22 protein-coding genes and 1 pseudogene are annotated in these 25915 nt (G+C 65.3%); 14 read left to right on the top strand and 9 right to left on the bottom strand.

Features of this window, described 5'->3' with window-relative positions:
- The first annotated feature begins 5 nt into the window (after positions 1–5).
- Positions 6–683: a DsbA family protein gene (locus QU595_RS05140; protein WP_315919603.1), complete on the top strand. Its 678-nt coding sequence runs from the start codon at positions 6–8 to the stop codon at positions 681–683.
- Between the two features lie 48 nt (positions 684–731).
- Positions 732–1103, top strand: a pseudogene (locus QU595_RS05135) (endonuclease domain-containing protein).
- Between the two features lie 201 nt (positions 1104–1304).
- On the opposite strand, the gene mfd reads toward QU595_RS05135, so the two are convergent.
- Together mfd and QU595_RS05125 are read right to left on the bottom strand one after the other, a co-directional pair.
- Positions 1305–4793 carry a transcription-repair coupling factor gene (gene mfd, locus QU595_RS05130; RefSeq protein ID WP_315919602.1) on the bottom strand — a complete coding sequence of 1163 codons (3489 nt, stop codon included), beginning with the start codon at positions 4791–4793 and terminating at the stop codon, positions 1305–1307.
- Between the two features lie 25 nt (positions 4794–4818).
- Positions 4819–5106, bottom strand: coding sequence for a succinate dehydrogenase assembly factor 2 (locus QU595_RS05125; protein ID WP_410000477.1), 288 nt, complete (start codon positions 5104–5106; stop codon positions 4819–4821).
- Between the two features lie 267 nt (positions 5107–5373).
- On the opposite strand from QU595_RS05125, the gene recG reads away from it, so the two are divergent.
- Positions 5374–7482: an ATP-dependent DNA helicase RecG gene (recG, locus tag QU595_RS05120; protein ID WP_315919600.1), complete on the top strand. Its 2109-nt coding sequence runs from the start codon at positions 5374–5376 to the stop codon at positions 7480–7482.
- Here recG and QU595_RS05115 read toward each other — a convergent pair.
- Complete coding sequence (locus QU595_RS05115; protein WP_315919599.1) at positions 7434–8183, bottom strand: DUF502 domain-containing protein; 750 nt, start codon at positions 8181–8183, stop codon at positions 7434–7436. The genes recG and QU595_RS05115 overlap by 49 nt on opposite strands.
- A gap of 482 nt (positions 8184–8665) precedes the next feature.
- On the opposite strand from QU595_RS05115, the gene QU595_RS05110 reads away from it, so the two are divergent.
- Positions 8666–8956, top strand: a complete 291-nt coding sequence (locus QU595_RS05110) for a GIY-YIG nuclease family protein (protein ID WP_315919598.1) — start codon at positions 8666–8668, stop codon at positions 8954–8956.
- A gap of 263 nt (positions 8957–9219) precedes the next feature.
- Here the strand turns inward: QU595_RS05110 and glmS are convergent, their stop codons facing one another.
- Positions 9220–11043 (bottom strand): glutamine--fructose-6-phosphate transaminase (isomerizing), encoded by a 1824-nt coding sequence (gene glmS / locus QU595_RS05105; protein ID WP_315919597.1) that lies wholly within the window; start codon positions 11041–11043, stop codon positions 9220–9222.
- A 157-nt stretch (positions 11044–11200) separates the two neighbouring features.
- Positions 11201–12550, bottom strand: a complete 1350-nt coding sequence (gene glmU, locus QU595_RS05100; protein WP_315919596.1) for a bifunctional UDP-N-acetylglucosamine diphosphorylase/glucosamine-1-phosphate N-acetyltransferase GlmU — start codon at positions 12548–12550, stop codon at positions 11201–11203.
- A 163-nt stretch (positions 12551–12713) separates the two neighbouring features.
- Here glmU and QU595_RS05095 point away from each other — a divergent pair, with 163 nt between their 5' ends.
- Entirely contained in the window at positions 12714–12896 is a 183-nt protein-coding gene (locus tag QU595_RS05095; RefSeq protein ID WP_315919595.1) for a hypothetical protein, read from the top strand.
- Here the strand turns inward: QU595_RS05095 and QU595_RS05090 are convergent.
- Entirely contained in the window at positions 12888–13634 is a 747-nt protein-coding gene (locus QU595_RS05090) for a cytochrome c biogenesis CcdA family protein (protein WP_315919594.1), read from the bottom strand. The two genes, QU595_RS05095 and QU595_RS05090, sit on opposite strands and share 9 nt — an antisense overlap.
- A 225-nt stretch (positions 13635–13859) precedes the next feature.
- Between QU595_RS05090 and QU595_RS05085 the strand changes: the two genes are divergently transcribed.
- Positions 13860–14237: a hypothetical protein gene (locus tag QU595_RS05085; protein WP_315919593.1), complete on the top strand. Its 378-nt coding sequence runs from the start codon at positions 13860–13862 to the stop codon at positions 14235–14237.
- 100 nt (positions 14238–14337) lie between these two features.
- On the opposite strand, the gene QU595_RS05080 is transcribed toward QU595_RS05085, so the two are convergent.
- Complete coding sequence (locus tag QU595_RS05080) at positions 14338–14541, bottom strand: hypothetical protein (RefSeq protein ID WP_315919592.1); 204 nt, start codon at positions 14539–14541, stop codon at positions 14338–14340.
- A 277-nt stretch (positions 14542–14818) separates the two neighbouring features.
- On the opposite strand from QU595_RS05080, the gene topA reads away from it, so the two are divergent.
- The 5 genes from topA to QU595_RS05055 all read left to right on the top strand — a co-directional run bounded on the left by topA (position 14819) and on the right by QU595_RS05055 (position 22352).
- Complete coding sequence (gene topA, locus QU595_RS05075; protein WP_315919591.1) at positions 14819–17428, top strand: type I DNA topoisomerase; 2610 nt, start codon at positions 14819–14821, stop codon at positions 17426–17428.
- Positions 17429–17432: 4 nt separating this feature from the next.
- Positions 17433–19730 (top strand): ribonuclease R, encoded by a 2298-nt coding sequence (gene rnr / locus QU595_RS05070; protein WP_315919590.1) that lies wholly within the window; start codon positions 17433–17435, stop codon positions 19728–19730.
- A 2-nt stretch (positions 19731–19732) separates the two neighbouring features.
- Positions 19733–20167 (top strand): DUF983 domain-containing protein, encoded by a 435-nt coding sequence (locus tag QU595_RS05065; RefSeq protein WP_315919589.1) that lies wholly within the window; start codon positions 19733–19735, stop codon positions 20165–20167.
- Positions 20168–20407: 240 nt separating this feature from the next.
- A complete protein-coding gene (locus QU595_RS05060) occupies positions 20408–21148 on the top strand; it encodes an NUDIX domain-containing protein (protein WP_315919588.1) in 741 nt (246 codons plus the stop codon).
- Positions 21149–21167: 19 nt separating this feature from the next.
- Positions 21168–22352, top strand: coding sequence for an MFS transporter (locus QU595_RS05055; protein WP_315919587.1), 1185 nt, complete (start codon positions 21168–21170; stop codon positions 22350–22352).
- Between the two features lie 222 nt (positions 22353–22574).
- Here QU595_RS05055 and QU595_RS05050 read toward each other — a convergent pair whose 3' ends face one another.
- The gene (locus tag QU595_RS05050; protein WP_315919586.1) at positions 22575–22739 is read right to left on the bottom strand and encodes a hypothetical protein; all 165 of its coding nucleotides are present in this window, start codon (positions 22737–22739) and stop codon (positions 22575–22577) included.
- A 347-nt stretch (positions 22740–23086) separates the two neighbouring features.
- On the bottom strand, positions 23087–23878 hold the full coding sequence (locus QU595_RS05045; RefSeq protein ID WP_315919585.1) for a hypothetical protein: 792 nt from the start codon (positions 23876–23878) through the stop codon (positions 23087–23089).
- Positions 23879–24309: 431 nt separating this feature from the next.
- Between QU595_RS05045 and rpsF the strand changes: the two genes are divergently transcribed.
- From rpsF to rplI, 3 genes are all read left to right on the top strand, one after another.
- Positions 24310–24789 carry a 30S ribosomal protein S6 gene (gene rpsF / locus QU595_RS05040; protein WP_315919584.1) on the top strand — a complete coding sequence of 160 codons (480 nt, stop codon included), beginning with the start codon at positions 24310–24312 and terminating at the stop codon, positions 24787–24789.
- Positions 24789–25037 (top strand): 30S ribosomal protein S18, encoded by a 249-nt coding sequence (gene rpsR, locus QU595_RS05035; RefSeq protein WP_024923879.1) that lies wholly within the window; start codon positions 24789–24791, stop codon positions 25035–25037. The genes rpsF and rpsR overlap by 1 nt, the downstream gene beginning before the upstream one ends.
- A 246-nt stretch (positions 25038–25283) precedes the next feature.
- Positions 25284–25871, top strand: coding sequence for a 50S ribosomal protein L9 (gene rplI, locus QU595_RS05030; RefSeq protein ID WP_315919583.1), 588 nt, complete (start codon positions 25284–25286; stop codon positions 25869–25871).
- Positions 25872–25915 lie beyond the last annotated feature (44 nt).

The following is a 25915-nucleotide window of genomic DNA, read 5'->3' as shown; positions in this document are numbered from 1 at the left end:
GAGCGATGAGCGATCCGGTTTCCATCAGCGTCGATGTCGTTTCGGATGTCGTATGCCCCTGGTGCTTTCTCGGCGAAAGGCGGCTGCGCGAAGCCATCGCCGCCGCCGGCATCGACGTGAACGTGCGGTGGCGGCCCTACCAGCTCGACCCTTCGATCCCGCCGCAGGGGCTGGAGCGCAAGGCCTATATGCAGGCCAAGTTCGGCGACGACGAACGGCTGAAGCAGGTCCACGCGAACCTCGTCTCGCTTGGCGCGGTGGACGGCATTTCCTTCGACTTCGAGGCCATTAAGGTCGCGCCCAACACGCTCGACGCCCATCGCGTCATCCGCTGGGCCGGCACGGCGGGCGAAGACGTGCAGAACCGGCTGGTGGACAATCTTTTCAGCCGCTACTTCGAACAGGGCGGAAACACCGGCGACCCCGCCGTGCTGATCGCTGCCGCCCGGGACGCCGGCATGGACGCGGCCGTGGTGGAGACGCTGCTTCCCACCGACGCCGACAAGGACGAGGTGCTGGCCGAGATCGCCACCGCATCGCGCATGGGCATCACCGGCGTGCCCTGCTTCCTGCTCGAGGGCAGATATGCCGTCATGGGCGCGCAGGAAACGAGCGTCCTGGCAGACGCCATCCGCCAGGTTTCGGCCGCGAAAGCGCGCGGGGAGTTGCAGGGCGCCGGGTGAACAACGGGGAGCTTCACTCAGGCCCCCTCATCCAGTTAACCTAGGCGCATGCCGCACCAAACCGTCACCTCGAAAACCCGCCGCTTCGCGCGTTCTATGCGAAAGGAGGCGACTGAAGCGGAGGACAAGCTTTGGCAGGAATTGCGTGGGCGACGGCTGGATCGCATCAAATTCCGCAGGCAGGCGCCAATCGGAACCTACACGCCGACTTCATTTGTCTTGAAGCGCGGCTGATCATCGAAAATCGACGGCAGCCAGCATGCGGACTCCGACTATGATCGCAGGCGGGACGAAATTCTGAAAGAATGCGGCTTTCGAGTCTTGCGGTTCTGGAACGATGACGTTCTGCGTGACATCGATGCGGTCTGCGACACCATCATCGCCTACGCTCGCGACACTTCGCTGACGCCGTGGCGGTGATAGCCTTCACCCCTCATCCGACCTCGCTGCGCTCGGCCACCTTCTCCCACAAGGGGAGAAGGAGGAGTGTTGCACCATCGCTTTCGCAGATTGCCGGGCCCCGTGATGAGCAACGAGGCTGGTGCCATTCGTCCCTTCTCCCCCTGTGGGAGAAGATGGCCGAGCAGAGCGAGGTCGGATGAGGGTGCTGGTGCCGCTTCCCTATCCCGCCAGTTTCGCCAGTTGCGTCATCACCACGGCCGATCCCGACAGCCGCTTCTCGGCCGTGGCCCAGTCGCGGATGAAGACGATGGAGTGGTCCGGCCGGATCTTGGCCAGGGAGCCCTGCTCGCCGATGAACTTGACCAGCCCCGCCGGATTCGGAAATTCCTTCTTGCGGAAATGGATGACCACGCCCTTCGGGCCGGCGTCCAGCTTCTCGACATTGGCCTTGCGGCACAGCGCCTTGATGAAGACGATCTTCAACAGGTGCTTCACCTCCTCCGGCAGCGGGCCGAAGCGGTCGATCAGTTCGGCGCCGAACGCGTCGATCTCCTCCGTCGTCTCCAGATCGCCGAGGCGGCGATAGAGGGCCAGCCGAAGCTGCAGGTCGGGCACGTAGTCTTCCGGGATCATCACCGCGGTGCCGATGGCGATCTGCGGCGACCAGCCGCCGTCCACCGCCTCGCCGGTGTCCTTCACCTCGGCCACGGCTTCCTCCAGCATCTGCTGGTAAAGCTCGAAGCCGACTTCCTTGATATGGCCCGACTGTTCCTCGCCGAGCAGATTGCCGGCGCCGCGGATGTCGAGGTCGTGGCTGGCCAGCTGGAAGCCCGCGCCCAGCGATTCCAGCGATTGCAGCACCTTCAGCCGGCGGTCGGCGGTGTCGGTCAGCTTCTTCTTGGCCGGCAGCGTGAACAGCGCGTAGGCGCGCACCTTCGAGCGGCCGACGCGGCCGCGCAACTGGTAAAGCTGCGCCAGGCCGAACATGTCGGCGCGGTGCACGATCATGGTGTTGGCGGTCGGGATGTCGAGCCCGGATTCCACGATGGTGGTGGACAGAAGCACGTCATATTGGCCGTCGTAGAAGGCGTTCATGATGTCGTCCAGCTCGCCGGGCGGCATCTGGCCGTGGGCCACGGCGACCTTGAGTTCCGGCACCTCGGCCTTCAGGAAATCATGGATTTCGGCCAGGTCGCTGATGCGCGGCACGACATAGAAGGAATGGCCGCCGCGATAGCGCTCGCGCAGCAGCGTCTCGCGGATCACCAGCGGGTCGAAAGGCGAGATGAAGGTGCGCACCGCCATGCGGTCGACCGGCGGCGTGGCGATCAGCGACAGTTCGCGCACGCCCGTCAGCGCCAGTTGCAGCGTGCGCGGGATCGGCGTGGCCGAAAGCGTCAGTACATGCACGTCGCTCTTGAGTTCCTTCAGCCGTTCCTTGTGCTTGACGCCGAAATGCTGCTCCTCGTCGATGATCAGCAGGCCGAGATTCTTGAATTTTATCGCCGAGCCGAGCAGCGCGTGGGTGCCCACGACGATATCCGCCGTGCCTTCGGCCAGTTCCTTCTTGGTCTCGGCAAGCTCTTTCGCCCCCACCAGCCGCGACGCCTGCCGCACCTTGACCGGCAGGCCGGCAAAGCGTTGCGAAAAGGTCCTGAAATGCTGGCGCGACAAAAGCGTTGTCGGCACCACCACCGCCACCTGGAAACCTTCCATGGCGGCGATGAAGGCGGCGCGCAGCGCCACTTCCGTCTTGCCGAAGCCGACGTCGCCGCAGACAAGGCGGTCCATGGGCCGGCCGGCGGACAGGTCGTCCGTCACGGCGTCGATCGCCGTCTGCTGGTCGTCCGTCTCCTCATAGGGGAAGCGGGCGGCAAATTCGCCATAGAGCCCTTCGGCGGGGATCATGGTGGGTGCCGCGCGCATCTGGCGCTCGGCGGCGATGCGGATAAGCTGGCCGGCCATGTCGAGCAGCCGCTTCTTCAATCGCGCCTTGCGCGACTGCCAGGCGCCGCCGCCCAGCTTGTCGAGCGTGGCCTCGGCCGAATCCGAGCCGTAGCGCGACAGAAGCTCGATATTCTCCACCGGCAGGAACAGGCGGTCGTCGCCCGCATAGCGGATTTCCAGGCAGTCATGCGGGGCGCCGGCGGCCTCGATGGTCTGCAAGCCCACGAAGCGGCCGATGCCGTGGTCGGCATGCACGACGATATCGCCGGCCGAAAGCGATGCGGCCTCGGCGATGAAATCGGCGGCGCGGCGCTTCTTGCGCGAGCGGCGCACGAGACGGTCGCCGAGGATGTCCTGCTCGGCGACGACGACCAGTTGGTCGGTCTCGAAGCCGGTTTCGAGTTGCAGCACGGCCAGACCGGCCTGCCCCGGCGCCAGCTTCTCCACTTCGTCCAGCGTGGCGACGGGCTTCATGTTGCCGAGATGATGTTCGGCCAGGATCTGCCCCAGCCGGTCCAGCGAGCCTTCCGTCCAGCCGGCCACGATGACGCGCCGCTTGGCCGCGCGCTCGTCGGCGATATGCTTCACCACCTCGTTGAAGACGTTGGCGTTGGGGTCGGCGCGCTCCTCCGCGAAGCTCCTTCCCGCGCGGGAGCCGGCGTGGAACACTTTTCGGCTGCCGGCTTCGGGAGCGGCGAAGGGCGTCAACTCGACCGCCTCGCGGTCCGCCGTGGCGGCGTTCACCGCCTCGGGCGACAGATACATCAGGCCAGGCGCCACCGGCTTGTAAGGCACCGCGTCCTTCAACGCGCCGCTGGCCTGCGCCTTGCGCGCCTCGTAATGGTCGAGGATCAGCTTGTGGCGCTCGGCAAGCGCCTCATGCGCCAGATGGTCGAACACCACCGGCACGTCCGGCAGGTAGTCGAACACCGTGGCCAGCCGCTCGTAGAAGAAGGGCAGCCAGTGCTCCATGCCCGCGAAGCGCCGCCCTTCCGAAACAGCCGCGTAGAGCGCGTCGTCGCGCGAGGGCGCGCCGAATGCTTCTATGTAGGCACGGCGGAAGCGGCTGATGCTTTCCGGCGTCAGCGCCACCTCGCTCATCGCCTGCAAGGTCATGATGTTGCGCTGGCCGGTGGTGCGCTGGCTGGCCACGTCGAAGGCGCGGATCGATTCCAGCGTGTCGCCGAAGAAGTCGAGGCGCAGCCCCTCCTCCCAGCCCGGCGCGTAAAGATCGAGGATGCCGCCACGCACGGCGAATTCGCCCACCTCGCGCACGGTGGGCACGCGCTCGAAGCCGGATGTCTCCAGCCGCGCGATCAGCTTGTCCATGTCGACCTGATTGCCGGGCTTGGCGCGAAAGGCTTGCGCCTCGATCAGTTCGGCAGGCGGCATGCGCTGCAACAGCGCGTTCGCAGTGGTCAGCACGATGGCACGATGCGGCTTCCTGCGGAGCGCCGCCATGCCTGCCAGCGCGTCGAGGCGGCGGGCGGCGGCATCCGAGCCCGGCGAGACGCGGTCATAGGGCAGGCAGTCCCATGCGGGCAGTTCCAGCACGGGCAGGCCGGGGTCGGCGAAAGCCAGTCCTTCGACGATGGCCGGCAGGCGCTGGCCGTCGCGGGCGACGAACAGCACCGGCCGGTCGGGCGCGATCTCGCGCGCCACCTCGGCCAGCGCGAAGGGCTCGTAACCATCGGCGACCCCGTCGAGGACAAAGGAGCCGATGCGGCCTTTCGGCAGGCCGATGGTGGGAATAAGCGTCATGGGTTCACGTTCAGGGAGGTCGCGTTCAGGCTTGGTAAGCGCGGCCAAACGCCAGGATGCGCCGCAGGAGCGGACAATCCAGATGCGCCGGCACCGGCCTTTCGCCGGTAATCAGCAGGAAGAACTGGTCGTCTGGGAATTCGAGCAGTTCCTCATATTGGTCGATTTCAGTGTCGTTCAAGGCGCCGAGTTCGGCATCGGCGAAACGGCCGAGGATCAGGTCCATCTCGCGCATGCCGCGATGCCAGGAGCGGAAACGCAGCTTCTTGCGGCGGGGGTCCAGTTCGGCTGCGGGAGCGGTCATTGTGGGCATTCCTTGCTCGATGGCGCGCATATAGCGTGGATAGCGCGAGGTGTCAGCCTTGCAACACAGCAAGGAGTTCCTAATCTCGGCTGCGATGCTATCAGCCTTCTTGATCCCCGCACGACGGCGGGCGCCCCCTCTTACGCTCCCCCTTGTGGGGAGGGTCGGTGAGCAATCGCGGCGCAGCCAAGATTGCGAAGCGGGGTGGGGGATCATCGACACTCCACGCCCCCACCCCGACGCTGCGCGTCGACCCTCCCCACAAGGAGGGTAAGAATGCGCCCTTCCCTTCTCGATCCACTGTTCGCGCCCATCACCTCGCTTGCCGGCGTAGGGCCGAAGGTGGCCGCGCTGATCGAGCGCGTGCTGCCGCCAGGCCCGGGCGAGCGCGCGGCCCGCGCCGCCGATCTGCTGTTCGTGCTGCCCAATTCGGTGATCGACCGGCGCAACCGGCCCGGCATCGCCAATGCGGTGGAAGGCGCCATCGTGACGCTGGACCTCACCGTCGACCGCCACCTGCCGCCGCCGCGCGGCAACAGGAACGCGCCCTATCGGGTCTACGCGCATGACGACACCGACGACATCGTGCTGACCTTCTTCCATGCCCATGCGGCCTATCTCGAAAAGCACCTGCCGGAAGGTGCGGCGGTGGTGGTGTCGGGGCGCATGGAATGGTTCAACGGCCGGCCCTCCATGGTGCATCCCGACCATATCGCGCTGGCCGAGGAGGCGGAGAACCTGCCGCTGGTCGAGCCGGTCTATCCGCTGACGGCAGGGCTTTCCCCGAAAGTGCTGCGCCGCGCCATCGGGCAGGCACTGGCGCGCGTGCCCGTCTTGCCGGAATGGCTCGATCCCGCCTTTATGCGCAAGCAGAGCTTTCCGGGTTTCCAGCCCGCGCTTGCCCGCCTCCACAGTCCCGAAAACCCGCTCGATGCGGCGCCCGAAGGCGCGGCCTGGCGCAGGCTCGCCTATGACGAGTTCCTCGCCGGCCAGGTTTCGCTGGCGCTGGTGCGGGCCAAGGTGCGGCGGCTTTCCGGCCGGCCGCTGACCGGCGACGGGCGCACCGTGGAAAAATTGCGGGCGGCGCTGCCCTATTCGCTGACCGGCTCGCAGGAAGCCGCGCTCGCCGACATTCTCGGCGACCTCGCCGAGCCGGAGCGGATGCTCAGGCTGCTGCAAGGCGATGTCGGCGCGGGCAAGACGGTGGTGGCGCTGCTGGCCATGGCCCGCGCCGTGGAAGCCGGCGGGCAGGCCGCCATGATGGCGCCGACCGAAATCCTCGCCCGCCAGCACCTTTCGACGATCGCCCCGCTGGCGGAACATGCCGGCCTGAACGTCGCGGTGCTGACGGGCCGCGAGAAGGGACGCGACCGCGCGCAGGTGCTTGCCGGCCTCGCCGACGGCTCGATCGACATCGTGGTCGGCACCCATGCGCTGTTCCAGGAGAGCGTGACGTTCAAAAACCTCGTGCTGGCGGTGGTGGACGAGCAGCACCGTTTCGGCGTGCACCAGCGCCTCGCCATCACCGCCAAGGGCGATGCGCCCGACATGCTGGTGATGACGGCGACGCCCATCCCGCGCACGCTGGTATTGACCGCCTTCGGCGACATGGACGTCTCGAAGCTCACCGAAAAGCCGGCGGGCCGGCAGCCGGTGCGCACCGTCACGCTGCCGATGGAGCGGCTGGACGAACTGGTCGGGCGCATCCGCGATGCCGTGGCCGAGGGGCAGAAGATCTACTGGATCTGCCCGCTGGTCGAGGAATCCGAAGAAGCGAAGCTGATGTCGGCCGAGGACCGCTTCGCCTCGCTGAAGCCCATATTCGGCGACCGAATCGGCCTCGTCCACGGTCGCATGAAGGGCGCTGAAAAGGACGAGGCCATGCGCGCCTTCAAGGACGGCGAGACGCGCGTGCTGGTCGCCACGACGGTCATCGAGGTCGGCGTGGACGTGCCCGACGCCACGATCATGGTGATCGAACACGCCGAGCGGTTCGGCCTGGCGCAGCTCCACCAATTGCGCGGGCGGGTCGGGCGCGGCTCGAAGCCCTCGTCCTGCGTGCTGCTCTACAAGGAGCCGCTCGGCGAGACCGCCAAGCGGCGGCTTTCGGTGATGCGCGAGACGGAGGACGGCTTCGTCATCGCCGAGGAGGATCTGAAGCTGCGCGGCGAAGGCGAATTGCTGGGCACGCGGCAATCCGGCACGCCGGGCTTCCAGGTGGCGCGCATCGAATTCCATGCCGACCTGCTGGAAGCGGCCCGTGACGACGCCCGCCTGATCCTGTCGCGCGATCCGGACCTGCAGAGCGAGCGCGGCGAGGCGCTGCGCCTGCTGCTTTACTTGTTCGGCAAGGACGAGGCGGTACGGCTCTTGCGCGCCGGCTGAGGCAGCGTGCCGGCCGGCGGGTTGCCGATCTTCACCGGCTTGCCGTTGGTGCCGGGCTTCCTTTCCGGCGGGGGCGGCACCAGCCCGGCGGAGACGATCAGGCGCGCGCCCTCCTCGATGGTCATGTCGAGCATGACGATCTCGGACTTGCGCACATACATCAGGAAGCCTGTGGTCGGATTGGGCGTGCAGGGCATGAACACCGCCACCAGCGGGTCGCCTTCCTTGTCCAGCTTGCGGTTGATCTCTGTTTCCTTCTCGCCGGCGACGAAGACCAGCGACCACACGTCCTTGCGCGGGTATTCGACAAGGCCGACCTGCTTGAACATGTCGCCGCGGTTGGACAGCACCGTCTCGAAGATCTGCTTGAGCGAGCGGTAGATGGTGCGCACCAGCGGCATACGGTCGAGCAGCCGCTCACCAAAGCCGACGATGGCGCGGCCGACGATGTTGGCGGCGAGGAAGCCGATCAGCGTGACAAGCACCAGCGCGACGATCAGGCCGAAGCCGGGCACCCGGAACGGCAGGTAGGTGTCGGGGCTGTAGCGCGCGGGGATATAGGGCGTCACCCAGGAATCCACCCAGCCGATGAAGGACCAGGCGATGTAGGCGGTGATCGCCAGCGGCGCGCAGACGATGAAACCGGTCAGGAAATAGTTCCTGAGCCGGGTCATGCCGGAAATCTTCGTACTGTCAGACATGCCGCCGCCTCGTTGCGCTGCGACATTAGGGCATGTTCCCGAAAAGTGGAAACCGGTTTTCCGACAGGAACATGCCCTCGCTGTTCTTATGGCCGCATTTGTGCGGCGCAAGGTGTTTTTACCTTGCTGCCTGCTTCGGGCGAATGGCGCCAACTTTGGACGCCGGGGAGTTCCGCGCACCGTATCGGGCCCTGTGATCTGCGCCGGCTCTGGTTTCCTCGAGTCCGAGGCCTGGATTCCCGACACTCTCCATTCGCAACGCTCATTACGCGGTCGGGAATGACGCGTTTCAATTTCGTGTCCGCCAGTCGTCAACATTGGAGACTGACCGAAGCATAAAAGCATTCCGTCATTCTCGACCTCGGAGCGAGCAATGCGAGCGAAGAGCGTCGGGAATCCAGGCCTCGGACTCGAGGAACAAAGCCTGCGCCGAACTCGAAACCGCACGTTGCCCAAACGCGAAACCGCGATAGTCTTCGACTATGGGACGGCGGGGTTATGTGTACATTCTGGCATCGCAGAAAAACGGAACGCTCTACACCGGCGTAACGTCCGATCTTGCCGGCCGTCTACTGCAGCACAAAACCGGCACAGGCTCCAAATTTGCCGCACGCTATGGAGTCATGCGGCTGGTCTGGTTCGACGAATACGAGCTCATCGTCGAAGCCATCGCACGTGAAAAGGCCATCAAAAAATGGCCGCGCCGGTGGAAGATCAAGCTGATCGAGGAGCGCAACCCTCACTGGCACGACATATCCTGGCACCTGCTTTGACAACGGCGATATGTCGGGCACGCCGCAAGGCTTCCGGTGCCGAGCCCGCTGTCCAGGCATCGGTTCGCGGCGCTCCGCGGCCCACGTTCGTGCCGGGGCCGGGAACGACGGTTTTGTTCAACCCAATTGCCAAGGCTGGCGATTGACGCGAGCGCTAAACGCACTCGTCATTCCTGTCCCCTTCATGGGCGCAGCCAATAGAAAGTGTCAGGAGTCCATGCCTCAACGGCGGAACTCAGGTTCGGCGTTCGAAATCCGGAAGCCTATTCCACCGTCACCGATTTCGCCAGGTTGCGCGGCTGGTCGACGTCCGTGCCCATGAAGACGGCGGTGTAGTAGGCCAGCAACTGGATCGGCAGGGCGTAGACGATCGGCGAGATGATCTCCGGCACGTCCGGCAGCACGATGGTTTCCAGCGTGTCGACGCTAGATGCAGCCGCGCCCTTCCTGTCGGTGATGAGGATGATCTTGCCGCCGCGCGCCGCCACTTCCTGCATGTTCGAGACCGTCTTCTCGAAGATGCGGTCGTGCGGGGCGATGACGATGACGGGCATGTTCTCGTCGATCAGCGCGATCGGGCCGTGCTTCAACTCGCCGGCCGCATAGCCCTCGGCGTGGATGTAGGAGATTTCCTTCAGCTTCAGCGCGCCTTCCATGGCGAGCGGGAAGTTGGTGTCGCGGCCGAGATAGAGCACATGCCTGTAATGCGCCAGTTCGCGCGCCACCTTCTCGATCTGGTCGCCGAGCTTCAGCACCTGGCTGGCGTAGCGCGGCGCTTCGGCGAGCTGGCGCACCAGCGCCTTCTCCTCCTCGACCGAGATCGTCTTGCGCGCCGCCGCGGCCCGCACCGCGAGCGAGGCCAGCACCGAAAGCTGGCAGGTGAAGGCTTTCGTGGAGGCCACGCCGATCTCCGGGCCGGCCAGCGTCGGCAGCGTCACGTCGGATTCGCGCGCAATGGTGGAGCCGTGCACGTTGACCACCGCCCCGATGGGCAGGCCCTCATTGCGGCAATAGCGCAGCGACGCCAGCGTGTCGGCCGTTTCGCCCGACTGCGAGATGAACAAGGCGGCCGAATTCTTCGGCAGCGGCATCTCGCGGTAGCGGAATTCGGAGGCGATATCGATGTCCACCGGCAGGCGAGCGAAGCGCTCGAACCAGTATTTGCCGACGAGCCCGCTGAGATAGGCGGTGCCGCAGGCCGAAATCGCCAGCCGGTCGATGGTGGCGAAGTCGAACGGCAGGTCCAGCGGCTTCGAAACGCCGCTGGTGAAGTCCAGGTAATGCGCCAGCGTGTGGGAGATCACTTCCGGCTGCTCGTGGATCTCCTTTTCCATGAAATGGCGGTGGTTGCCCTTGTCGACCAGGAAGGAGGTGCCGACCGACTGCTGGCGCTTGCGCTCGACCCTGTTGCCGTCGATGTCGAAGATGGTGATCTCGTTGCTGCGCACCACCGCCCAGTCGCCGTCCTCGAGATAGGTGATGGAATCGGTGAAGGGCGCAAGCGCGATGGCGTCGGAGCCCAGGAACATCTCGCCCTCGCCATGGCCGACAGCCAGCGGCGGGCCGTTGCGGGCGCCCACGATCAGGTCCTCGTCGCCCTTGAACATGATGGCCAGCGCGAAGGCGCCCTGCAACCGTTTCAGGGCGTTATGCGCGGCCGCGATGGGCGCGGCACCGCGCGCCATCTCGCGCGACACCAGATGCGCGACCACCTCGGTATCGGTCTGCGAGGCGAATTCGTAGCCGTCCTTCTTCAACTCTTCGCGCAGTTCGGCGAAGTTCTCGATGATGCCGTTATGGACGATGGCCACGCCGTTGGAAAAATGCGGGTGCGCGTTGGTCTCGTTCGGCACGCCATGGGTGGCCCAGCGGGTGTGGCCGATGCCGATGGTGCCGTCCAGCGGCTCCTTCTGGAGCCGGCGCTCGAGATTGACCAGCTTGCCCTCGGCGCGGCGGCGCGACAGCTCGCCGCGCTCGATGGTGGCGACGCCGGCCGAATCATAGCCGCGATATTCCAGCCGTTTCAGCGCATCGACGATCAGCGGCGCGACCGGTGTATGGCCGACAATAGCAACAATTCCGCACATGCAGACGTCCCCGAATTCCTGCAACGAACCCGCCGGCTATGTAGCGACGGGCCGCTGCCCATGAAAATCACGTTGCGTTTCGCTGCGTGTCAGCAAAACCGTTCACATACGGCGTCAATATGACAGCTCGCCGTTGGAATCCAGTTGTCGAAATTGCTTATTTCTTTGCCGCTTCGGCGCGGCGCGCGCGCAGTTCACGCGCCTTGCCGGGTAAATTCTTCTGTCTTGCCCGGCCGAATGCCAGCGCATCTTCGGGAACATCTTCGGTAATCACGCTGCCCGAGGCGACATAGCCGCCATTTCCGATCGAAACCGGCGCGACGAGCGACGAGTTCGAGCCGATGAACGCATTTTCACCGATGTCGGTGAAGAACTTGGAGTAGCCGTCATAATTGCAGGTGATGGTGCCTGCGCCGATATTGGCACCGGCGCCGACGCGCGCGTCGCCGATATAGGTCAGATGGTTGACCTTGGCGCCTTCCTCCACCGTCGCCTTCTTCACCTCGCAGAAATTGCCGACCTTGGCCCTCTTCTTCAGGTCCGCGCCGGGACGCAGCCGCGCGAAGGGGCCGACTTCCGAACCCGAAGCGACCGTTGCGCCCTCGATATGGCTGAAACCATGGATGGACGCGCCCGGATCGATGCGGACGCCCGGCCCGAACCAGACATTCGGCTCGACCACCGTATCGGCGCCGATCTCGGTGTCGTGGGAAAAGAAGACGGTTTCGGGCGCGACCAGCGTCACGCCGGCCAGCATCGCCTCGCGGCGGCGGCGCTGCTGCCAGATGGCTTCGGCTTCGGCAAGTTCCGCGCGGTTGTTGATGCCGAGCGCGCTTTCGAAGCTCGCCTCCGTCGCCACCACTTCCAGCCCCTGCCCGGAAGCGATGCCGACGATGTCGGTGAGGTAGAATTCGCCCTTGGCGTTGGCGTTGCCCACCGCCTCCAGCAGCTTCAGCGCCTGCCCGCCCGCTATCGCCATCAGGCCGCTGTTGCAGAAGGTGATTCTGCGCTCCTCCTCGGAGCAGTCCTTCTCCTCGCGGATGGCGACCAGTCTGCCGCCCTTTTCGATGAGGCGGCCGTAGCCGGTCGGCTTGTCCGTGCGGAAGCCGAGCACCACGACGGCCGCGCCGTTCGCAAGGCGGTCGCGCGCGGCGGCCAGTGCTGTCGGATCGATCAGCGGCGTATCGCCGAACATGACGAGGATGTCGTCATAACCCCTGGCGATGGCGGCGCGCGCGGCCAGGACCGCGTCGGCGGTGCCGAGCCGCTTCTCCTGCACGAACAGTTCGGCGCGGGGCGCGAATTTTTCGGCCGCCTTGCGCACTTCCTCCGCGCCGTGGCCGACGACCAGGGCGAGGTCGCCCGCGCCGGCCGCTTCCGCCGCCCTCGCGACATGCGCGACCATGGGCAGGCCGGCAATCTTGTGCAGCACCTTCGGCAATGCGCTTTTCATGCGCGTGCCCTCGCCGGCGGCAAGGATGATGGACAGGCAGGTTCTGGACGTCATAGAGCGCTGCTACCGACTTGAGAAAGATTCGTTACCCAACCTAACACCGGCCACCACCACGCGTCCAACAAGACAAAAAATTGAAGACAAGACGCCCGAATCAGGAATAGGATTTACTTATCGACTGCGCAGGACGTGCAGCCTCCTTTGGAGCTGCACGTCCATGTCTTTTTTCGACGTAATTATTGATGAAGTTGTCCGCCAGCTTGTTGCTGTAATCGCTGATCTGCTTGTAAAGACAATTATTGATGGTCGTTTAGCCAGAGCTATTGATGGTCGTTTAGCCAGGCGCGTTATTATATCCGCTCTGCTTATTCTAATTCTGGCTTCGAATAGACTATCCTAGCCGCCCCAGCACCGGGAAGGTTTCGAGCAGCCAATAGGCGACCGTCTGCACGCCGCCGGTCAGGAAGAAGACGCCGGCCACCACCAGCAAGCCGCCGATGACCTTTTCCACGCGTCCAAGATGCACCCGGAACTTGCCGAGAAACCGCATGAAGGCGCCGGAAAAGATTGCCGCGATCAGGAACGGTATGCCGAGCCCCAGCGAATAGGCGGCCAGCAGCAGCGCGCCCTCGCCCATCGTCTCGCGGCCGCCGGCCAGCGTCAGGATCGGGCCGAGCACCGGGCCGATGCAGGGCGTCCAGCCGAAGGCGAAGGCGAGGCCCATGAGATAGGCGGCCACGGCGCTGGCCGGCTTGCCCTGCGACTGGAAGCGCGCCTCGCGCGACAGAAGCGGGATGCGGATCACGCCGAGGAAATTCAGGCCCATGAGAATGATCAGGATGCCTGCGGCGAAGGCCAGCGGCTCCTGCCAGACGCGCAGCAGGCGGCCGATGGTGGAGGCGCCGGCGCCGAGGGCGACGAAGACCGTCGAGAAGCCGAGCACGAAGGCCACCGAGGCGGCGAACAGCGCGCCGCGCGCGCCGGCCTTGGCGGTCGCGCCGGCCTCGCCGCGGAAATCATCCACCGACACGCCGGCCATGTAGCACAGATAGGGCGGCACCAGCGGCAGCACGCAGGGCGACAGGAAGGAGATGGCGCCCGCGCCGACCGCGCTTACATATCCGATGTCCAGGGCCATTTCCGCTTCCCGCCGTGTCGCGTCTTTCAAGTCCCGGCCCGTATAGCCTTCGCGTCCCGGCTTCTCCAATCACCATTTCGTGGCGCATTTCGTCGCTGGCGCTGTGCCGTTTGCCTTGCCGCGCTAGATTCAAGAAACGGCGGCGCCGCGGGAAGAAACCGCCGGCTCGCGGCGTTCTGCAAAGGGGCGCGACGGCGCGCCATTTTCGTCAAGGAGGACTTTCATATGAAATCACTGACAATCGCCCTGGCCGCTTTGCTCATCGGCACCACGGCGTCCTTCGCCGCCGAAGCCTGGAAGGAAGCGGAAGTCGGGGGCATGAAGATCTACACCGACGCCAAGGGCATGACGCTCTACACCTTCGACAAGGACAAGAAGGGCGTGTCCAACTGCTACGACAAGTGCGCCGCCAACTGGCCGCCGCTGAAAGCCGCGAAGGGCGCCAAGGACGAAGGCGCCTGGACCGTCATCAAGCGCAAGGACGGCAGCCGCATGTGGGCCTATGAGGGCAAGCCGCTCTACACTTTCGTCAAGGACAAGAAGGCCGGCGACATGAACGGCGAAGGCGCCATGGGGGTCTGGCACACGGCCAAGGCCGACTGACGTTCACCCGGTCAGCCGGCACGCCATTCCCATCACGACGCGCCGCCCGCCTGGCCGCGGGCGGCAGGTTTCCCGCTGGTGCCCGCCCGCTTCCAGGATCTCAGGCGACGTCCCTGCGCTTGGGCTGCTGCACGCGCAGCGGGCGCTCGCCCCGGATGATGTCGCTGACCTCCACATAGGCCATTTCGATCAGGTAGGTCAGCATGTCGCAACGTTCGGCCTCGGCCATGTTGCGAAGCTGGCCCAGCATCGACTGCAGATAATCGAGCGTCTCGGTCCGCCGTCTTGTGTAGAGTTGTCGCATCGACAATACTCCCCCTTCCGTGCTCGCTCGTACATTGCCCGCGGGCGCGCCGGTCGAATCTGCGGCGGCCGAACGGGCGACGTCGGGTAAGATATTAAATACATCTAAAATTGCAAGATAGCGATTTATGCACTTATAAGTTGCATTGACGACAGTCACCTTGGCGACCCAGCCTCTTGACCGGATGCAAAAGCACAGCCATTTGACGGGCACCTGAATGATTTTCGTCGCGGCCTGAGGGGAATCTCCTGCCGCCGACCCAGCTGACACGGGCAACATGGACGTCGTCGTCGTCGAATCGCCGGCCAAGGCGAAGACAATCAACAAGTATCTCGGGCGGAACTACAAAGTTCTGGCCTCGTTCGGCCATGTGCGCGACCTGCCGCCCAAGGACGGCTCGGTGCGCCCGGACGAGGACTTCGCCATGTCCTGGGCGGTCGATTCGGCATCGGCCAAGCGGCTGGCCGACATCGCCAAGGCGGTCAAGGACGCCGACGGGCTCATTCTCGCCACCGACCCGGACCGCGAGGGCGAGGCGATTTCCTGGCACGTGCTGGAGGTGTTGCGCGCCAAGCGCGCGCTGAAGGACAAGCCGGTCAGCCGCGTCGTCTTCAACGCCATCACCAAGCAGTCGGTGCTGGACGCCATGGCTAACCCGCGCGAGATCGACGTGCCGCTGGTGGACGCCTATCTGGCGCGCCGCGCGCTCGACTATCTGGTCGGTTTCACGCTTTCCCCGGTGCTGTGGCGCAAGCTGCCCGGCGCCCGCTCGGCCGGCCGCGTGCAGTCGGTGGCGCTGCGTCTGGTCTGCGACCGCGAACTGGAAATCGAGCGCTTCATCCGCGAGGAGTACTGGCAGATCGCCGCCATCCTCGGCACGCCGCGCAAGGACAGTTTCGAGGCGCGGCTGACCGCCTATGAGGGCAAGAAGCTCCAGAAGCTCGACATCAAGAACAAGGAGCAGGCCGACGGCATCAAGGCGATGCTGGAGGGAGCGACCTTCCGCGCGCTGTCGGTGGAAGCCAAGCCGACCAAGCGCAATCCGGCGCCGCCCTTCACCACCTCGACCCTGCAGCAGGCCGCCTCCTCGCGGCTCGGCTTCTCCGCCAACCGCACCATGCAGGTGGCGCAGCGCCTCTATGAAGGCGTCGACCTCGGCGGCGAGACGGCCGGCCTCATCACCTATATGCGAACCGACGGCGTGCAGATGGCGCCGGAGGCGATTTCGGCCGCGCGCGACGCGATCGGCAAGGAATTCGGCCCGAAATACGTGCCGGAGAAGCCGCGCTACTATTCGGTGAAGGCCAAGAACGCGCAGGAAGCGCACGAGGCGATCCGCCCGACCGACTTCTTCCGCACGCCGGCTTCGGTCAGGCAATATCTCGACGCCGACCAGGCCCGTCTCTACGAACTGGTCTGGAAACGCGCCATCGCCAGCCAGATGAACGCGGCCGAGATCGAGCGCACCACGGTCGAGATCGAGGCCACGAACGGCACCCGCACCGCCGGCCTGCGCGCCGTCGGCTCGGTCGTGCGCTTCGACGGCTTCATCGCCGCCTACACCGACCAGAAGGACGAGGATTCGGAGGACGAGGAAAACCGCCGCCTGCCCGAAATCCGCCAGGGCGAAGAGCTTTCGCGCGAGGCGATCAACGCCACGCAGCACACCACCGAGCCGCCGCCGCGCTATTCGGAAGCCTCGCTCATCAAGAAGCTCGAGGAGCTCGGCATCGGCCGGCCCTCCACCTATGCGGCGACGCTGAAGACGCTGGAAGACCGCGAATACGTCACCATCGACAAGCGCCGCCTGATCCCGCAGTCGAAGGGGCGGATCGTCACGGCCTTCCTCGAAAGCTTCTTCGAGAAATATGTCGAATACGACTTCACCGCCTCGCTGGAAGAAAAGCTGGACGAGATTTCCGACGGCAAGCTGGCCTGGAAAGAGGTGCTGCGCGACTTCTGGAAGGATTTCTCGGCCTCGGTTGACGACATCAAGGAACTGCGCGTCTCCGACGTGCTCGATGCGCTGAACGAGGAACTGGCGCCGCTGGTGTTCCCCGCCCGCGAGGACGGTTCGGACCCGCGCATCTGCCCCAAATGCGGCACCGGCAACCTGTCGCTCAAGCTGGGCAAATACGGCGCCTTCGTCGGCTGCTCGAACTATCCGGAGTGCGGCTATACGCGCCAGCTCGGCGAAAACGGCAATGGCAACGGGGAAAACGGCGCGGGCGAGGACGGCACCAAGGTGCTGGGCAAGGACCCGTATACGGGCGAGGAGATCACCCTGCGTTCCGGCCGCTTCGGCCCCTATGTGCAGCGCGGCGAAGGCAAGGAAGCCAAGCGCTCCAGCCTGCCGAAGGGCTGGACGGTCGAGAGCATCGACCATGAGAAGGCGTTGGCGCTGCTTTCCCTGCCGCGCGACGTGGGCAAGCATCCCGAGAGCGGCAAGATGATCTCGGCCGGTCTCGGCCGCTACGGTCCGTTCGTGCTGCACGACGGCACCTATGCGAACCTCGATTCCATCGAGGACGTGTTCTCCATCGGCCTCAACCGCGCGGTGACGGTGCTGGCGGAGAAGCAGGCCAAGGGCAAGGGCGGACGCAACGGCGGCACGCCCGCCGCGCTCAAGGACCTCGGCGACCATCCGGACGGCGGCGGCAAGGTGACCGTGCGCGACGGCCGCTACGGCGCCTATGTCAATTTCGGCAAGGTCAACGCCACGCTGCCCAAGGGCAAGGACCCGCAGTCCGTGACCCTGGACGAGGCGCTGGCGCTGATTGCCGAGAAGGAAGCCAAATCGGGCAATGGCGGCGGCAAGAAACCGGCCCGCAAGGCAGCGGCCAAAAAGCCGGCGGCCAAGAAGCCGGCCGCGAAGAAGAAGGGATAGAGTCTTGGCGCGCAGGATCTCCGGACGGCATCACGGCGATCCCCGCGCTGGCGATACGAGGCGCGGGAGCGATCAATATCGTCCCTCGCGCGACGAAATCCTGCGCTACATCGCCGAGAACCCCGACCGGTCGGGCAAGCGCGAGATCGCCAAGGCTTTCGGCCTGCGCGGCGAGGATCGGGCGTGGCTGAAGGACATGCTGCGCGACCTTCAGGAAGAAGGCCTGCTGGAAAAGAAGCGCAAGCGCCATATCCGCCCCGGGGCCCTGCCGCATGTGACGGTGCTGGACATTTTCGGACGCGATCCGGAAGGCGGGCTCTTGGCCCGCCCGGCCGAGCAGGAAGGCAACGGCACCCCTCCGGTCGTGGCCGTGCGCGTCTCGCGGAGCGGCCCGACGCCCGGCATCGGCGACCGCATCCTGGCCAAGACCTTCCCGACCGACGATCCGACCGGCCCGGCCTACACGGCCAGGGTGATGAAGATCTTCGAGAAGCGCTCGGAGGCGGTGCTGGGCATCTTCCGCGTGCTGAAGGACGGCACGTTCCGCATCGAGCCGGTGGAGCGGCGCCAGCCGGAACTCATAGTCGACAAGGAGTTCCAGAACGGCGCGAACAACGGCGACCTGGTCGAGGTCGAGCCGGCGCGGGCCGCCCGCTACGGCCTGCCGAAGGCCAAGGTGCTTCAGGTGCTCGGCTCGCTGACCAGCGAGAAGGCGGTCTCCATGATCGCCATCCACGCCCACGAGATCCCCCACATCTTCCCGGCGGACGTGCTGGCGGAGGCGGAGGCGCTGAAGCCAGTGACGCTGCAAGGGCGCGAGGACTGGCGCGACCTGCCGCTGGTGACCATCGACCCGGCCGACGCCAAGGACCATGACGACGCCGTCTTCGCCACGCCCGACACGGACGAGAAGAACCCCGGCGGCGTCATCGTCACGGTGGCCATCGCCGACGTGGCGGCCTATGTGCGGCCCGGCTCGGCGCTCGACCGCGAGGCGCTGAAGCGCGGCAATTCGGTCTATTTCCCCGACCGCGTCGTGCCGATGCTGCCCGAGCGCATCTCCAACGACCTGTGCTCGCTGCGCGAGGGCGAGGACCGCCCCTCCATGGCCGTGCGCATGACCTTTTCGGCCGAGGGGCGCAAGATCAGGCATTCCTTCCATCGCGTGATGATGAAATCGGCCGCCAAGCTCGCCTACAGCCAGGCGCAGGCGGCGATCGACGGCGTGCCGGACGACAAGACCCGCCCGATCCTGGACACGGTGCTGAAGCCGCTGTGGGAAGCCTATGCCGTGCTGAAGCGCGGCCGCGATTCCCGCCAGCCGCTGGATCTCGACCTGCCGGAACGCAAGATCCTGCTCAAGCAGGACGGCACGGTCGATCGCGTGATCGTGCCGGAACGCCTCGACGCGCACAAGCTGGTCGAGGAATTCATGATCCAGGCCAATGTGGCCGCGGCCGAGACGCTGGAAGCCAAGAAGCAGGCGCTGGTCTACCGCATCCACGACGCGCCGTCGCTGGCCAAGCAGGAATCCCTGCGCGACTTCCTGCAAACGCTGGGCCTTTCGCTGGCGCGCGGCGCGCAGATGCGTCCTTCCCAGTTCAACGGCATTTTGGAGCGGGTGCGCGGGCAGGACAATGAGGGGCTGGTCAACGAGGTGGTGCTGCGCTCCCAGAGCCAGGCCGAATATTCGCCCGCCAATATCGGCCATTTCGGGCTGAACCTGCGCCGCTACGCGCATTTCACCTCGCCGATCCGCCGCTACGCCGACCTGATCGTGCATCGCGCCCTGATCGCCAGCCTGGGTCTCGGGCCGGGCGGGCTGACGCGCGAGGAAGAAGCGCGGCTGGACGAGATATCCGCCCTGATCTCGACCACGGAGCGGCGCGCCATGGCGGCCGAGCGTGAAACGGTGGACAGGCTGGTCGCCGCCTATCTGGCGGAGCGCATCAACGACCGCTTCGACGCGCGGATTTCCGGCGTGGTCAAGGCTGGACTCTTTGTCCAATTGCCGCAGTTCGGCGCAGATGGCTTTATTCCGGTGTCGTCGCTGGGCGGCGACTACTATATATACGACGAAACTGCACGATCGCTTTACGGAGAGCGCAGCGGAAAAGGCTACCAGCTCGCGGATCGCGTCGAGGTCCGTCTCGTCGAAGTGGCGCCCATGGCGGGCGCCATGCGCTTCGAGATGCTGAGCGAGCCCAAGCCACTGCCGGGTTCGCGGCGATCCTTTCACAAGGCCAAGGGCCGCGCACGCGCCTCGCAATCGCGTCCGGGACCGCGCGGCAGGAGACGTTGACCATGGAACAACAGGTTTTCGGCGGCGAACATCATTCGGGGCGCCCTGCCCGTCCGCTCTGGGAGGCGATGAAGCGCGGCTTCCTCGGACGCTGCCCGCATTGCGGCGAGGGCAAGCTGTTCCGCGCCTTCGTCAAGACGGTGGACCGCTGCGACAATTGCGGCGAGGACATTTCCCACCACCGCGCCGACGACCTGCCGGCCTATCTCGACATCGTCGTGGTCGGCCACATCGTGCTCGGCGGCTTCATGGCGGTGGAGATGGCCACCGTGTGGCCGATGTGGCTGCATCTGGCGGTGTGGGTGCCGCTGACCATATTGCTGTCGCTGATCCTTCTCCAGCCGATCAAGGGAGCCGTTGTGGGCCTGCAATGGGCGCTCTACATGCACGGCTTCGGCGGCGAGGCGGAGCATCTCGAGCCGCAGCCCGAGGCCTGAATTTTCCGGTTCGGCTCCGTGCACGCGACGCAAACGCCTCTTTCGCGTGGCAAAACTTTCCGCTAGTGGTCCGGTTCTGACATTTGCGTTCCTCTGATACAAACCGCTCAGGCAAATGTCGGCATCAAAGGGCCACCGGCAAGTGTTTGATTCTGGTGGAACTTTGGATTTGACATTCGCATGTTTCGCTTGATGTCGAATGGAGCGCGAATTTCAAATTCGTTCCACTAGGGCGTGCGCATGGACGGAATGACCAAGGCCGAGATCGACACGGCCGAACGCAGCGACATCGCGCTCGGGACCGGGCCGAAGCGTCCGCGCGACGCCGCGACGCTGATCCTGCTCGACAGGTGCGGCGACGAAGTGCGGGTGCTGATGGGCCGCCGCCACAGCAGGCACGCCTTCATGCCCGGCAAGTTCGTTTTCCCCGGCGGCCGGACCGACCCGGCCGACAGCCGCGTGCCGGTGGCCAGCGCGCTCACCGCCCTGGACGAGCAGAAGCTGAGGGCCGGCGCAGGGCGCATCAGCGCGGCGCGGGCGCGCGCGATCGCGCTTTCCGCCATCCGCGAGACCTATGAGGAAGCCGGTCTGCTGATCGGCCGCAAGGGCGATTTCACGACCACCAAGGCCGATTGGCAGGGCTTTGCGCGGCATGGCGTGCAGCCTTCGCTGGAGACGGTGCGCTTCATCGCCCGCGCCATCACGCCGCCGGGGCGCGTGCGGCGCTTCGACACCCGTTTCCTGGCCGCGTGGCGTCACGACGTCGCGGTGGAACTGCCGGACGGCGGCCCCACGAACGAACTGGAGGAAATCGCGTGGCTGCCGCTGGCGCAGGCCAAACAGGCGGACATTCCCTCCATCACCCGCACGATCCTGGAAGAACTGGAAACACGGCTGCGGGACGACCCGCGGCTCGATCCCGGCCGGCCGGTGCCGTTCTACCGGCTCGTGCGAACGCGCTTCATGCGTGAACTTCTGTAGACTTACGTTCAGGCTTTTCATGACGGTGGACACCAGGGTGCAAGACGAGGAACGCGTTCATTGGCTGCCTATGACGGCGGCAGTATCCTCGATCAGCGTGGTGGGCATCGCCATCGGCCTCGGCATGCCGCTGCTCAGCGTGATCCTGGAATCGCGCGGCCATTCGGCCTCGATGATCGGGCTGAACACCGCCGTGGCCGGCGTCGCCTCGATCGCTGGGGCGCCGCTCGCCACCCCGATCGCGTCGCGGCTCGGCGTGGCCTGGGCGATGCTGGCGATGATCGCGTTGGGCGCGCTCGCCTTCGTCGGCTTCTATTTCGCGCCGGCGTTCTGGATGTGGTTCCCGCTGCGCGTGGCGCTGCACATGTCGCTGACCATCCTGTTCATCCTGTCCGAATTCTGGATCAGCACCTCCGCGCCCCCCAGCCGGCGCGGGCTGGTGCTGGGCGTCTACGCCACGGTGCTGTCGCTCGGCTTCGCGGCGGGGCCTTGGCTGTTCGCGCATCTCGGCAGCACCGGATTCCTGCCGTTCGGCGTCACCATGGCGCTTGTGACGATCGCGGCGATCCCCGTCCTGGCCGCCCGCAACGAAAGTCCGCCGATCCGCCCCGAGGGCGAGGAAACCAGCGGTTTCCTGCAATATATCTGGATGGTGCCGACCGCAACCGTGGCGGTGCTGGTGTTCGGCGCCGTCGAGACCGGCGGCTTCGCGCTGTTTCCGGTCTATGGCAGCCGTATCGGCTATTCGGAGGCGAATGCCGCGCTCCTGCTCACCATGATCGGGCTCGGCAACGTGCTCCTGCAAATCCCCATCGGCATGATCTCCGACCGCGTCAGCGACCGCCGCTACCTGCTGCTCGCCTGCGCCACGGTCGGCCTGCTCGGCGCCGCGTTCATGCCGCTGTTCGCGCAGAACTGGCACCTGATGGCGGCGCTGCTGTTCGTATGGGGCGGCGTGGTGGCCGCGCTCTATACCGTGGGTCTCGCCCATCTCGGCTCGCAACTTTCGGGCCACGAACTCGCCTCGGCCAATGCCGCCTTCGTGCTGTGCTATGGCGTCGGCATGGTGATGGGACCGCAGGCGATCGGCATCGGCATGGACATGTTCGGTCCCGTCGGCTTCGGCTGGTCGCTGTCGCTGTTCTTCGGCGTCTACATATTGGTGTCGCTCGGAAGGCTCTTCTTCCGACGCGCGGCGTCCTGAGACACCCGACCGGACTTCCCAGGCACCTTTTCGACCATGACGACGGGCTTTGCGGCGCGAGGCCGAGTTGATCCGCATGGCAACTAGAGCGTTTTATCTCGCTCGAACAGCCTATTCCTAAATCTTATTTTCAGTTTTAAAACAAATCGCAAAATTATACGCTCGAAAGACGTAATTTTACTTTCATTTCTTGACCTTCATTTCGGCAAGCGGGAGACAGCCCTAATGCTCGCATCGCGCCGCGAATTCCTCTTCATCCTGGGCACCACGGTTGTGTGCGCAGCTTCCACCGGCATCGCTGCCGCCAAAGGCGGAGGCGGTGGTGGTGGCGGAGGCGGTGGCGGCGGAGGCGGCCACGGTGGCGGCGGTCACGGCGGCGGTGGTCATGGCGGTCACGGGGGCAAGGGAGGCGGCGGCAAGGGCAAGGGCGGCGCGAAAGGCCGCACGGGCACCGATATTATCGCCTGCAAGGGGACTAAGTGTAAAAAGCCCTAGAATCCGCCGAACGAGGTTCCGGCTTCCGGGTCGGAACATGCCCCGTTCGCGGAGGCGCCGAAACGATCCGTCTTTTTGTTCTGCGCAACTCCGGACGGAAAACCGCTCCGCACTTTTCCTGGAATCGCTTGTGTTCTGCGCAACTCCGGACGGAAAACCGCTCCACACTTTTCCTGGAATTGACTGTGTTCTGCGCAATTCCGGACGGAAAACCGCTCCACACTTTTCCTGGAATTGCTTTAGCGCATCATGTCCGCCAAGGCATCGCGCATCGCGGAACTGGTGATGCCGAACACCCCGCCATAGGGGATTTCGAGATCGACGATCACGAACATCACGCTGGCCACGGCGACGACCCCGATCCCCAGAACGATCGCGCCCAGGAAGCGGCGCGGGACCTGAAGACCGAAGCTCAGGAACACCAGCGCCAGCCAGAAGGCGACGATGTCGCTGAACGAACTGCGGGACGCACCGTTCGCGTCCTCGATGACGGCCCAGCGGCTTTGCTGGACCATGGTGTAGTTGGCGCGGCATCGGGCGGCGACGTTCGCGCGCGCGGCGTCGGGCGGCGCCACGGCATCCACCATCGTTCCGATTTCATTCATCAGCACCTTGAGCGTGGCGTCCTCGCCGCTGACCGCCATGTGCGTCACGTCGGGCATCCCGTCGACGAAGGGGGCGGCCTCGTCAGGCCAGGTGCTGGCTATGACGGCGGCGGTATAGCGGCGCAGGCCCAGCCTCGCCGGCTCCATTCCGGGACCGAGATTCTTCAGGCATTCGTCGAGGCGAGCGAGTTGCGCGGCATAGAGCGAGCGATCCTTGTTGGCGGCATCGAAAGCCGTGCGCGCCGTCGACAGTTGAAGGCTGAGGATGATGGCGGCGAAAGTGACGAGGAGACCCGCCACAAGCTGCACCGCAGCCATGTTCTCGCTCGACAGATGTTTTTCGCGCAGATGCGCGCGGAGAACCATCCCGCCGATGGCGCTCACGCTGAACAGCAGCAGAAACCCAAGTCCGTAGAGGATTTCCATGACGCCGGATGGCCGAGGAGGTAGGCTGTTTAGCTGCGCGCGGAATGTACCGCACCCTGTGCAATCCCACAATCCGGGCCCAGATCCAAGCTCACGATCCATGCTCGGCCATCTCCGACCGCCCGGAGCGGATTGCCTTGCGGCGCCGGCCGGTCCCGCTGCCCGGCCCTGCGGGCTTGCGTTGTGGCCAGAATCCTGTATAGACGCGCGCAATCTGCCGGTCCCGATTGGGGGCTGAACGGAGGGCCGAAGGCCGTTTTCCCCTGAAAACACGCTTTCGTTGCGGAGCCGCAAGGGCTTCCGCCTCCCGTGTCTCCGCTCTCGACCGTCTCGTCATGCTCCTTTCTTCCCCGTTTCGATGCGGGTCAAGAGAAGTTGCAGAGGCTTAGCCGTCGGGAACCGGGAGAGAAACGAAGAAAGGCAAAAGAACTATGGCTCTTTACGAACATGTGTTCCTTGCCCGGCAGGATCTGTCGCAGCAGCAGGTCGATGAGCTCGTTGAACGGTTCAAGGGCGTCATCACCGCTGGCGGCGGCTCGGTCGGCCGGGTCGAGAACTGGGGACTGAAGTCCCTCACCTACCGGGTCAAGAAGAACCGGAAAGCCTACTACACGCTCATGGACCTCACCTGCCCGCCGGCCGCGCTCAACGAGATGGAGCGCCAGATGGGCCTGTCGGAAGACGTCCTGCGCTTCCTGACCATCAAGGTCGACAAGCATGAGGAAGGCGCTTCGGCCATGATGCAGAAGCGCGAGGAGCGCTCGGATCGCGGCGGTTTCGGCGATCGTGATCGCGGCCCGCGCTCGTTCGGCGACCGCGACCGCGGCGACCGTCCGGCCCGCAATTTCGGCGACCGTGACGACCGTGGCCCGCGCCGCCCGCGCGAAGGTGCTGAAGGAGCTGCAGAATAATGGTCGACATCAACCAGATCCCGACGCGGCGTCCGTTCCATCGCCGCCGCAAGACCTGCCCGTTCTCCGGCGCCAACGCTCCGAAGATCGACTACAAGGACGTGCGCCTGCTGCAGCGCTACATTTCCGAGCGCGGCAAGATCGTGCCGTCGCGCATCACCGCCGTCAGCCAGAAGAAGCAGCGCGAGCTCGCCCAGGCGATCAAGCGCGCCCGCTTCCTCGGCCTGCTGCCCTACGTGGTTCGCTAAAGCACGGTCCCGGAAAGTCGCAGATTTTCCGGAAGATCGTGCCGCAACGAGAGTTCGAGGCGGGCGGTCTGCCGCCCGCTTCTCCCGTCCCTGATCGGCACGGCGGGAAAAGCTTAAATCCGAGTTGGGCTTGCCGGCCCTAACTGCCTGGACAGGCAGGACAGCGACAAAAAGGCGCCTTGGCGCTCTTCTAGCTTCCTGGCTGTCTCCCAATCGCCGCCGACGGCGGCCAAGATGGAGAGAAAAATGGAAGTCATCCTTCTCGAACGCGTTTCGCGCCTCGGCCAGATGGGCGACGTCGTCAAGGTCAAGGACGGTTTCGCGCGCAATTTCCTGCTGCCGAAGGGCAAGGCGCTGCGCGCCAACGAATCCAACAAGAAGAAGTTCGAAGGCCAGCGCGCCCAACTCGAGGCCCGCAATCTCGAGCGCAAGTCGGAAGCCCAGCAGGTCGCCGACAAGCTCGACGGCAAGAGCTTCGTGGTGGTGCGTTCGGCCGGCGAGACCGGCCAGCTCTACGGCTCGGTGTCGACCCGCGACATCGCCGACATCCTGACCGGGGAAGGCTTCAGCGTCGCCCGCAACCAGGTCGAGCTGAACCACCCGATCAAGACCATCGGCCTGACCAACGTCGCCATCGCCCTGCACCCGGAGGTCGAGGTGACGGTGACGCTCAACATCGCCCGCAGCGCCGACGAGGCCGAGCGCCAGGCCCGCGGCGAGACGCTGACCACCGCCGAGGCGATCTACGGCGAGGACATCAACGAGAACGCCCGCCCGGACAATTTCTTCGACCCGAACGCCGAGTTCGAAGGCGAAGAGGAAGCCGGCCAGTAAGCCGGCGGAAAGCGGGCCCTGGCACCGTTTACGTGCCGGCCTGC

Origin of the sequence: Mesorhizobium sp. SP-1A, assembly GCF_032460275.1 — a bacterium.
GTDB lineage: Bacteria > Pseudomonadota > Alphaproteobacteria > Rhizobiales > Rhizobiaceae > Mesorhizobium.
This window is presented reverse-complemented; position numbering and strand designations above follow the sequence as displayed.